The organism is Streptomyces sp. CO7, from assembly GCF_053474865.1.
Genome location: NZ_JBRIOU010000005.1, coordinates 422102 through 424511 on the forward strand (window position 1 = coordinate 422102; position 2410 = coordinate 424511).

The window sequence follows — 2410 nt, forward strand, 5'->3', positions numbered from 1 at the left end:
TCGCGGCGGCGCGGGCCCGCGTCACTCGCCGCCGAAGCCCCGGCGTATGCGGTCGGTGGCGCCGCCGACCAGCTTCATCAGCGGGTCGGCGGAGGTGCGGACGGTCTCCGCGTAGCTGGCCGCCGACTCGCGGAAGGCGTCCGTCACCGAGGCGTCCTTGTCCTCCTCGCGCCGCGGGTAGTGGCCGTCCATCAGCCGCTGGTAGTCCCGCGAGGACGCCCAGCGCTTGAGCTCGGCGGCCCGCACCGTGGTGAACGGGTGGGAGCGCGGCAGCACGTTGAGTATCTTCAGCACCGAGTCGCGCAGGTCGCCGCCCGCCTCGTACTCCTCGGCCTGGCGCAGGAAGGCGTCCACGTTCATCTCATGCAGGTGGTTGCCGCCGGCCAGCTTCATCAGGCCGCGCATCGACGCGTCGACGTCCTGGCCCACCAGCAGGCCCGCGCGGTCCGCGGACAGCTCGGACTTGCGGAACCACTCGCGCAGCGCCGTCACGATCGCCATCACCGCGACGCTGCCCAGCGGGATCCACGAGACGCGGACCGCCAGGGTGGTGAGGAAGAGCAGCACCGTGCGGTAGACCGCGTGACCGGAGAGCGCGTGCCCGGCCTCGTGGCCGACGACCGCGCGCATCTCCTCCTCGTCGAGCAGCTCGACCAGGCCCGTGGTCAGCACGATGACCGGCTCGTCCAGGCCCACGCACATCGCGTTGGGCTTGGGGTCCTGGGTCACGTACATCGCCGGGACCTTGGGCATGTCGAGGATGTAGCAGGCGTCCCGCAGCATGTCGTGCAGGTGGGGGAACTGCTCGTCGCTCACCCGGACGGAGTCGGACAGGAAGAGCAGACGCAGACTGCGCTCGGGGATCAGGCCGCTGAGGGCCTTGAAGACCGTGTCGAAACCGCTGAGCTTGCGCAGCGCGACCAGCGCGGAGCGGTCCGCCGGGTGCTCGTAGGCCCGGGACGACAGCCCCGGGAAACGCCGACGGCTGCGCGCCGCCGTGTGCTGCTCCCGCTCGGTGTTCTCCTCGCCCGGCATCAGGCCCCCCGCCCGTGTCGTCCACCCCTACGCCACCGGCCGGCGCGGCCGGTGCTGCTGTGGGTAGGACGAGCGGGCGGGGCCGATGGTTCCCGCGGCCGACCGGCGCTTACGATGAGCCGACGTCCTTATCCAGCCCATACGGATTGGTCCAGCCGAAGATGAGCTTTCACCAGAGCGCCGCGCAGTTGGTCACCCTCGCCTCGGAAGGCGGCGAGGGCGGTCACCACATGAACCTCAACCCCCTGCTGCCGGGCATCGGCGCCTTCGTGATCCTCATGCTGCTGCTCTTCATCACCGTGAGCTTCAACCGCGACCGGTGAACCGGAACGGCTGATCCCGTGAGCCGCCCGCAGGTGGGAGAGGTCGAGGTCAAGGTTCCGCCACCGGGCCGGTAGGGTCTGCACGCATGGGAGAGCAGGACATGCCTGCCGGTCCGGCCGGCGTCCCGGCCGCCGGCCCGGCCGACACGGGAGGGCGCCGCCGCCTGGGCGTGATGGGCGGCACGTTCGACCCGATCCACCACGGGCACCTGGTGGCGGCCAGTGAGGTCGCCGCCGCCTTCGGACTCGACGAGGTCGTGTTCGTGCCCACCGGCCGGCCCTGGCAGAAGAGCCACCGGACGGTGACCCCGGCCGAGGACCGTTACCTGATGACGGTCATCGCCACCGCCGAGAACCCGCAGTTCTCGGTGAGCCGCATCGACATCGACCGCGGCGGTCCGACCTACACCACGGACACGCTGCGCGACCTGAGCGCGCTCAACCCGGACACCGATCTCTTCTTCATCACGGGCGCGGACGCGCTCGCCCAGATCCTCACCTGGCGGGACGCGGACGAGCTCTTCTCCCTCGCGCACTTCATCGGCGTGACGCGGCCGGGACACATCCTGCACGACCCCGGGCTCCCCGAGGGCGGTGTCTCGCTCGTCGAGGTGCCCGCCCTCGCCATCTCCTCCACGGACTGCCGTGCGAGAGTCGCCAAGGGCGCCCCCGTCTGGTATCTGGTGCCGGACGGAGTCGTGCGTTACATCGACAAGCGCCAGCTGTACCGCGGCGAGTGAGCCGAGAGGGGCACCGGTGAACGACCGATACGACGCGGGACACGCGGGACACACGGACGGCCAGTACGAACTGGTCGGCTACGACGAGTACGGGCAGCCCGTGTACCGGCAGGCTCCGCGCCAGGCCGGCCCACAGGGCTACCCGCCCCCGCGGCAGGGCGGCCAGGAGCAGCAGCCGCAGGGGTACGGCTACGACCCGTACGCCTCCGGCGGCGGGCAGCAGCAGCCGCCCGCGAGCGGGTACGACGCCTACGGGGCGGGCCCCGGCACCGGGCAGCAGGCCCCCGTGCCCCCGGCCGGCCCTCCCTACGG

General features: G+C 71.7%; 3 protein-coding genes and 1 pseudogene. 3 read left to right on the top strand and 1 reads right to left on the bottom strand.

What is annotated here, in order from left to right; all coding sequences use genetic code 11:
- Positions 1–21: 21 nt before the first annotated feature.
- Positions 22–1035 (bottom strand): M48 family metallopeptidase, encoded by a 1014-nt coding sequence (locus tag ACOV8S_RS20315; protein WP_448319207.1) that lies wholly within the window; start codon positions 1033–1035, stop codon positions 22–24.
- Between the two features lie 161 nt (positions 1036–1196).
- Between ACOV8S_RS20315 and ACOV8S_RS20320 the strand changes: the two genes are divergently transcribed.
- The 3 genes and pseudogenes from ACOV8S_RS20320 to ACOV8S_RS20330 form a co-directional block, all read left to right on the top strand.
- Positions 1197–1358 carry a hypothetical protein gene (locus ACOV8S_RS20320; RefSeq protein WP_448319208.1) on the top strand — a complete coding sequence of 54 codons (162 nt, stop codon included), beginning with the start codon at positions 1197–1199 and terminating at the stop codon, positions 1356–1358.
- An 86-nt stretch (positions 1359–1444) separates the two neighbouring features.
- Positions 1445–2098: a nicotinate-nucleotide adenylyltransferase gene (nadD, locus tag ACOV8S_RS20325; RefSeq protein ID WP_351114502.1), complete on the top strand. Its 654-nt coding sequence runs from the start codon at positions 1445–1447 to the stop codon at positions 2096–2098.
- Between the two features lie 16 nt (positions 2099–2114).
- Positions 2115–2410 (top strand): annotated as a pseudogene (locus ACOV8S_RS20330) (LytR family transcriptional regulator); the annotation flags it as partial.